The sequence below is a fragment of the Hydrogenophaga defluvii genome (genome assembly GCF_042665235.1).
Lineage (GTDB): Bacteria > Pseudomonadota > Gammaproteobacteria > Burkholderiales > Burkholderiaceae_C > Hydrogenophaga > Hydrogenophaga defluvii_A.
In genome coordinates, this window is record NZ_JBHTBZ010000047.1 from 1 (window position 1) to 7,284 (window position 7,284).

A 7,284-nucleotide genomic window follows, 5' to 3' on the forward strand; every position below is an offset into this window, starting at 1 on the left:
CAGGTGCCCACCCACTGCGCCAGGGTCGAGCGAGGGATGGCCAGGCCAGCGCGGCCGAAGATCGCCTCCTGCCGGTACAGCGTGAGCGTCCAGTCAGCCCATCTTGAAAGCCTGGGCTACCTGCGAGCGCAGTTTCTGCGGATCAAGGCGCGTCGAAGCGCCAAGAAGGCCATCCTCGCTGTGCCGACTTGATGCTCACCGCCGCATACCACATGCTTCGCGACGGAACTGAATACAACGACTTGGGCAGCGAATACCTCGACCTCAAGGTCAGTTCTCGGTAAGGGTCAGGTGGGATTGACTTGCTGGGGCTCAGGACTCAGCCCCCATTCGATGAGGGCAGACTCCCCGCCGGTGCCTCGCTCCACGGGAGGGGAACTGATGCGGGAAGGGGTGCGCGAAAAGCGCGGGGCCGGTGCTGGATGGACGGCACCGTCGATCTCCACGAAGCATGCGCGCTCGGCAAGGTGAGGTTGGGTGTGCAGTTCGGATAGGGACAGGACGGGCGACACGCAGGCCTCAGTTCCGTCGAAAACGGACAACCAGTGATCGCGCGGATGCCGTCGAAAGATGTTGGAAAAGCGCTCGCGCATTACAGGCCAGGCCTCTTTATCGTGTTGGCGGGGCAGTTTTTCGTTGCCGAGGCCGAGGCCATCTAGCAGAGCGGCATAAAAGCGCGGCTCGATCGCCCCGACGGCCAAGTGCAGTCCATCGGCGGTCGGGTAAGTGCCGTAGAAGGGTGCGCCGCCATCGAGCCAGTTCGCCTCGCGTTGGTCCGCCCACTCGCCGGCCTGCCACTGGCCCAAGATCGGTGCAAGCAAGGCAAGGCAGCCATCAACCATGGCCGCGTCGACCACCTGTCCCTTTCGGCTCGTCCGGGCTTCCAGAAGCGCCGCTAGTACGCCGACCACCACCAGCATGCCCCCGCCGCCAAAGTCACCGATGAGGTTGAGCGGCACAACAGGCGGACCATCGGCACGCCCAACCGCATGCAACGCGCCGGTTGTGGCGATGTAGTTGATGTCGTGACCAACGTCCTGCGCCATCGGCCCTGTCTGGCCCCATCCTGTCATGCGGCCGTACACCAGCGCCGGGTTCCTGGCGAGACACGGGTCCGGCCCCAGGCCCAGGCGCTCCATGACGCCAGGCCGCAGTCCCTCGAGCAGCACATCCGCCCGGCCGACCAGTTCCAGCACGAGGTCGCGGCCCCGCGGTGTCTTGACGTCCGTTACGATCGAACGCTTGCCACGCGCATTGAACTGGAAGCGTTCGTCGCGCCGTAGTCCCATGTGAGGCGCCTCGGGCCGGTCGATGCGGAGAACATCGGCGCCCATGTCGGCTAACATCATCCCGGCCCACGGCACTGGCCCAATTGCCTCCATCTCCAGCACGCGCACTCCGGTCAGCGGCCCGCTCATGAAGTCCCCCTGAAGTTGATCAGTGTGCGGGCGCTCATGGTGCCCTGCAACGGCAGTGCCAAATGTCCCATGACGTTCTCCAGCCGCAGGTGGCGCACGTGCGGCATCAAGTTTGTGAAGTCCGGCTGCGCTTGCCGGCAAGCTGGTCCCTCAAGCGCACGCGCTGCGCTGCGCGGTGGGGCATGGGCCATGATTCGAACACGTGGAAATACGGAACAATGAATGGGAGCACGTCGGGCTGGATCAAGCCCAGCATGAATGCGCTAGATCACGCCCTCAGCGCGCAAGGCCGAGAGTTCCGATGTGCCTAGGCCGAACTCTCCATACACCTCACTATTGTGCTCGCCAACGGCTGGTCCGCTGCGAGGTTTTGGCATCTCCCGGCCGGATACCCTTGGCACGATACAGGGCGCCGGCACACTGCCGAAGTCCGGATCAGGTAGACGGATGATGCTCTCACGAGCGATGAAGTGCGGGTCCGCCTTGATGTCCTCGATGGTGTAGACCTTGGTGAAGGGAATCTCGCATTCCACTAGTCGGGCTGAGATCTCATGGAACGGCCGTGCCTGGAACCAGCTGCTCAGCTCTGCGTCAAGCACGTCCATGTTCTTGACCCGCAACGGATTCGTCGCGAAACGCGGGTCTTTGGTCCACTGCGGTTTACCCACGGCCTCACACAGGCGTAGGTAGGTGCCCTCCGAGGATGCGACCAAGGAGAAGTAAAGGCCATCGGCACTGCGGTACATATTGGACGGCGCCGTGTAGCTGGTGCGGTTGCCGGTGCGCGGCCGGACTTGCCCCAGCTGTTCGTGCTCGACAGGCAGCGGATCTAGCACACGGAAAAGCGCCTCCGTGGCGGAGAGGTCCACCTCCGCGCCTTTTGCCTGCGGGTCGCCGCGCAGACGCGCAACCTCTGCGGCGATGGCGAAGGCGCAGAAAAGGCCGGCAACCGCATCACCGACCGGAAAGTTGCAGTGCAGGGGAGAACCGTCAGGCTCACCGGTCAGGCTCGTGAAACCGCTCATGGCCTCGAAAATACGAGCGAAGCCCGGACGCCCGCTGTAGGGGCCGCTCTGACCGAAGCCCGTCAGCCTGATCACCACCAACCGGGGATTGATGCGGTGCAAAGTGCCAATATCAAGACCCCATCGGTCCATCGTACCCGTGCGGAAGTTCTCCACCAAGACGTCAAAGCTCGGCAGCATGGAGAGCAGCAACTCGCGCCCTTTGGGCTTGCGCACGTCCAGAGTGATGCCGCGCTTGCCGCGATTGGCCACTTTCCACCATAGCGGTATGCCTTCCTTCACTGGCTGCATGTGACGCAGGGCATCGCTGCCATCCGGCAGCTCGAGCTTCACAACGTCGGCGCCATGGTCAGCACAGAGTGTGGCGCCGGCTGGACCGGCGAGTACTGTCGCCATGTCGAGAATGCGTACGCCGCTTAAGGCGCCGCGGGAGGTGGTGGGGGATGTCATGCGAGAAGCTCCTGCAGGTTTGCGTTACGTTTGTGCCAGCGATGGCATTGAGTAACAATGCCCCATTTCGCACAGCAAAACACTAGGCTCAAAAACTTGACCCTTTCTTCCACCACGCCAATCATGCCGACACGCAACCAAATACAACCGCGCCACGTGACCGCCATCACCCTTCCGGGCCTCGTAGACCCGCATGACCTATTAGCTGATCGCCAGTTCTCCATGAACCTCGCGCGTGGGATGGAAGTGCTGCGCGCGTTTACAGCCGCGACGCCAGTTCTGGGCAACCGTGAGATCTCCGACCGCACAGGGCTTCCCAAGCCGACGATCTCGCGGCTGACGTATACCCTTACGTTGCTTGGCTATCTGGCGCGCGATTCATCTCTGCAGAAATACCGCCTCGGCCCCGGCGTACTCTCGCTGAGCCAGCCCTTGCTGGCGAGCATGCACGTACGGCAACTCGCAAAGCCCATCATTGAAAAGCTGGCCCGGCACACCGGTTGCACGGTCAATGTGGGGATGCGCGACCGCGTCAATGTCGTCTACGTGGATTCGGTGCGCGCCGATGCCGCCAATCAGCACCTGCCCGACATCGGCAGTTCCCGACCGCTGCTGCCCAGCGCGATCGGGCGTGCACTCATCCTCGCCTGCCCACAGGCCGAACGCACTGCAATACTGAACTACATCAAGGTACAGGACCGCGTGCAGTTTGATGCCTGGCTCGCCATGTGGGAAACCGATGTAAAGCGTTTCTCTGCTGAAGGTTTCTGCCTTTCGCGTGGCGACTGGCAGAAGGACATCCATGCGGTGGCTGTGCCTATCCGACAGCCAGCGGGAGAGCCGCCGCTCGCCATCAACTGCACCATCGCCGCGTACCGAGCCACCAAAGACAAGCTGGTGCGTGAAGTTGTCCCGCTGCTGAAAGACGCCGCCCGGCAGCTTGAAACGGCCCAGGCGCTGCGCTGATCTCACCTCAATCTATCCCTATGATCAGAGACCCTGAAAAATTCAAAGCCCTGTTGACCGGAGTGCGTCAGTTCATGCGCACCGAGTGCCTGCCACTGGAAGAACAGGTCGACGTCAAAGACGTCATTCCCGAATCGATCGTGCAGCGCATGCGCGAAGTCGGCCTGTTTGGTCATAGCATTCCCGAGGAGTACGGTGGTGCCGGACTCACAAGTGAGGAGCTGTCGCTTGTCAACATTGAAGTTTCGCAGGTGGCGACCACCTTCCGTGCACGCTTTGGCGGCAATACCGGAATCGCATCCGAGTCGCTCGTGGTCGACGGTACGCCGGCGCAGAAGAACCAATACCTGCCGCAGCTGGCATCCGGGCGCATCACCGGCTGCTTCGCGCTCACGGAGCCTGAGGCTGGCTCCGACGCGACTGCGCAGCAGACGCCCGCGGCTCGCGACGGGGACCATTTCGTCCTCAATGGCCGCAAGTGCTTCATCACGAACGCGCCCATTGCCGACCTGTTCACCGTCTTCGCTCGTACCGACGGCAACGCGCGAGGTGCCAAAGGGATCACGGCCTTCCTGGTCGAGCGCGGCACCCCCGGGCTCACCACTCCACCCGCAGTGCGCAAGATGGGCCAGCACGGCTCGCCTGTCGGCGACGTGGTGCTACAGAACGTGCGCGTGCACGAGAGTGCCATTGTCGGCGGGTTGGAGGGGCAAGGCTTCCGCACTGCGATGCGAGCATTGAATAAGCAGCGCATCAACCTGGCTGGCCTGTGCATCGGGCCAGCCATTCGGCTGGTCGAGGAGATGGCAAACCGGGCCCTCGTGCGCCGGCAGTCAGGGCAGGCGATTGGCGAGTTCCAATTGGTTCAGCAACTAATTGCAGAGAGTAACACAGAAGTTCATGCTGCGCGGGCGCTGCTCCTTGAGACGGCGCGCAAGCGCGATGCAGGCGAGGATGTCACCACGGAAGCATCCATGAGCAAGCTCTTCGCCTCCGAAATGTGCGGCCGGGTCGCCGATCGGGCGGTGCAGGTGTTCGGCGGCAGCGGTTACATGGCCGGCAACGTGGCCGAGCGGTTCTTTCGTGACGTGCGCGTCTTTCGGATCTACGAAGGTACGAGCCAGATCCACATCACCAATATCGCCAAGCGCGTCCTCGCCCAAGCGGCGGAGCAACGCTGATTCCCTCACCCGACTTCGCCTGTCGCGTTAGCGGCGAACGGGCGGCCTGAAGGTTGTGTCGCGATAGCAGTGGACAGGCGTGTTGAGTTGGCTGATGACCTCAACTTCAAATAGCCAGGCTATAGAACTGCTGTGCCACTGGCCTGACTGGCCCTTTGGGGCAGCTCATCTGCCCCTTGCGAATCATGTGCATCGTCTCAACTCCGGCAAGTATCCGGCGGGCAGCCCAAAATGACTTGAACCCCATCATGGGCCTGACCCGTCGCTTGACGGCGCGGTGATCCTGCTCAACGATGCTGTTCAGGTACTTGGACTGGCGCAGTTCAATGGCCAGCCCACTGTCCTCCAGCAATCCCCTCACAGCCGCCGTGTTCGCTCCGCTCTTGTCGATGGTGATCTTCTCGGGGACATCGTGTAGGTTGATGGCTTGCTCGAAAAAACGCCGCGCCGCAGCCTCGTCACGGCGGGCCGTCAGCAGGAAATCCACCGTGTGGCCCATCCGGTCAACAGCGCGGTACAGACACTTCCATTGCCCACCCTCCAGGATGTAGGTCTCATCCATGCGCCAGGAGGCACCGACTGCGCGTTTTCGTCGGCGGAACACCCCGGCCAAGACGGGCAAGATCTTCAGGGCCCAGCGGTGAACAGTCGCATGGTCCACCGGCGACCGAGATCTGGGCAGCGCCACGGACTGCGGGTGTGAGTTCTACGCCACCGCCAGCAAAAAGAACGTAAGCGGACGGTCATCCCACCCTTGAGGGCATCGGCGTAAGCGGCAACGATGGTGTCCACCAAACCAGATAGGTGGACACCATGACCGAAGCCCAGAACAAGACCCGTCGGCGCCACAGCGCCGAGCTCAAGCAGCAGATCCTGGCCGAGTGCGCCCGGCCCGGTGCCTCGGTGGCCAGCGTGGCACTCGCGCACGGCATCAACGCCAACGTCGTGCACAAGTGGCGCCGCCTGGCTCATGCCCTGAGTTTGGATCTGCAAGTCCCCAACTTCGTGCCGGTGGCGCTGCCGGCGCCCAGCTGCGCGCCGGCGCCAGACATCCGCATTGAGTTGCGCCGTGGCGCCACCCGCGTGACGCTGACCTGGCCGGTCTCGGCGGCCGAGCACTGCGCGGCCTGGATGCGGGACCTGCTCAAGTGATCCGCATCGACGCCCTGTGGCTGTCCACCGAGCCGCTGGACATGCGCGCCGGCACAGACACCGCGCTGGCCCGTGTGGTGGCCGTCTTCGGTGCTGCGCGTCCGCATCACGCCTACCTGTTTGCCAACCGACGGGCCAACCGTATGAAGGTGCTGGTGCACGACGGCATCGGGGTGTGGCTGGCAGCACGGCGCCTGAACAGCGGCAAGTTCGTCTGGCCTCGTGAGGGTGCGTTGACCGCCACACTCAACCGCTCTCAGTTCGATGCGCTGGTGCTGGGCCTACCCTGGCAGCGCCTGGGCGATGGTGGCGTCATCACCGTGCTCTGAATCTGATCGCAGGCCTGCTGCCTGCCAATCGGTGCATATGCCAATGGCGCTGCTGCACTGGCGCTGGCACATTCATGCCCATGGTGGTGGAACCGCAATCGCTGGAGAGCTTGAGCGCCGAGCAACTGCGCTCGGCGCTGCTCTCCATGCTGCAGGCCGCTGCCGCCAAGGACCAGGAACTGGCCTTCAAGCAGACCCTCATCGACAAGCTCACCCAAGAGAACGCACTCCTGAAGCGCATGAAGTTCGCTGCCCAGTCCGAGCGCTTCAACCCCGAGCAGAAGAGCCTGCTCGAAGACGAGATCGAAGCGGACCTGGCGGCCGTGGCCAGCGAGATCGACGCGCTGGCGCAGACGCAAGCACCGGCCACCCCCGAGAAGAGACAGGCCAAGCGGATGCCCCTGCCGGCGCACCTGCCGCGCCGTGAGGTCCACCACGAACCTGCGTCCACCACATGCGCGTGTGGCTGCCAGATGAAACGCGTGGGCGAGGACGTGGCCGAGAAGCTGGACTATGTGCCCGGCGTGTTCAGCGTCGAGCGCCACATCCGCGGCAAGTGGGCCTGCGCCCGGTGCGAGACCATTCAACAAGCGCCGGTCGAGGCGCACGTCATCGACAAAGGCATCCCCACCACTGGCCTGCTGGCCCAGGTGCTGGTGGGCAAGTACGCCGATCACCTGCCGCTGTACCGGCAGGAGGCGATCTTCGGCCGCGCTGGCCTGGCCATCCCTCGCTCGACCCTGGCGCAGTGGGTGGGCACCTG

At 63.5% G+C, this 7,284-nt stretch carries 7 protein-coding genes and 3 pseudogenes; 6 read left to right on the forward strand and 4 right to left on the reverse strand.

Features of this window, described 5'->3' with window-relative positions; all coding sequences use genetic code 11:
* Positions 1-89: pseudogene (locus ACFQU0_RS15860) on the reverse strand (IS66 family transposase); the annotation flags it as partial.
* 28 nt (positions 90-117) lie between these two features.
* On the opposite strand from ACFQU0_RS15860, the pseudogene ACFQU0_RS15865 reads away from it, so the two are divergent.
* Positions 118-263 (forward strand): annotated as a pseudogene (locus tag ACFQU0_RS15865) (IS110 family transposase); the annotation flags it as partial.
* A gap of 24 nt (positions 264-287) precedes the next feature.
* Here the strand turns inward: ACFQU0_RS15865 and ACFQU0_RS15870 are convergent.
* Positions 288-1,418, reverse strand: coding sequence for a CaiB/BaiF CoA transferase family protein (locus ACFQU0_RS15870; RefSeq protein WP_382202483.1), 1,131 nt, complete (start codon positions 1,416-1,418; stop codon positions 288-290).
* A gap of 263 nt (positions 1,419-1,681) precedes the next feature.
* On the reverse strand, positions 1,682-2,893 hold the full coding sequence (locus ACFQU0_RS15875; protein ID WP_382202485.1) for a CaiB/BaiF CoA transferase family protein: 1,212 nt from the start codon (positions 2,891-2,893) through the stop codon (positions 1,682-1,684).
* 156 nt (positions 2,894-3,049) lie between these two features.
* Here ACFQU0_RS15875 and ACFQU0_RS15880 point away from each other — a divergent pair, with 156 nt between their 5' ends.
* Together ACFQU0_RS15880 and ACFQU0_RS15885 are read left to right on the forward strand one after the other, a co-directional pair.
* Positions 3,050-3,859 (forward strand): IclR family transcriptional regulator, encoded by an 810-nt coding sequence (locus ACFQU0_RS15880; protein ID WP_382202487.1) that lies wholly within the window; start codon positions 3,050-3,052, stop codon positions 3,857-3,859.
* A 20-nt stretch (positions 3,860-3,879) separates the two neighbouring features.
* Positions 3,880-5,040 carry an acyl-CoA dehydrogenase family protein gene (locus ACFQU0_RS15885; RefSeq protein ID WP_382202489.1) on the forward strand — a complete coding sequence of 387 codons (1,161 nt, stop codon included), beginning with the start codon at positions 3,880-3,882 and terminating at the stop codon, positions 5,038-5,040.
* Between the two features lie 106 nt (positions 5,041-5,146).
* Here the strand turns inward: ACFQU0_RS15885 and ACFQU0_RS15890 are convergent.
* Positions 5,147-5,701, reverse strand: a pseudogene (locus ACFQU0_RS15890) (IS6 family transposase); the annotation flags it as partial.
* 152 nt (positions 5,702-5,853) lie between these two features.
* On the opposite strand from ACFQU0_RS15890, the gene tnpA reads away from it, so the two are divergent.
* From tnpA to ACFQU0_RS15905, 3 genes are all read left to right on the forward strand, one after another.
* Positions 5,854-6,192, forward strand: a complete 339-nt coding sequence (tnpA, locus tag ACFQU0_RS15895) for an IS66-like element accessory protein TnpA (RefSeq protein WP_382202490.1) — start codon at positions 5,854-5,856, stop codon at positions 6,190-6,192.
* Entirely contained in the window at positions 6,189-6,521 is a 333-nt protein-coding gene (gene tnpB, locus ACFQU0_RS15900; RefSeq protein WP_382202492.1) for an IS66 family insertion sequence element accessory protein TnpB, read from the forward strand. Before tnpA ends, tnpB begins: the two co-directional genes overlap by 4 nt.
* Before the next feature lie 80 nt (positions 6,522-6,601).
* Positions 6,602-7,284, forward strand: a 683-nt coding sequence (locus ACFQU0_RS15905) for a transposase domain-containing protein (RefSeq protein ID WP_465262195.1), incomplete at its 3' end; no start/stop codon positions are given.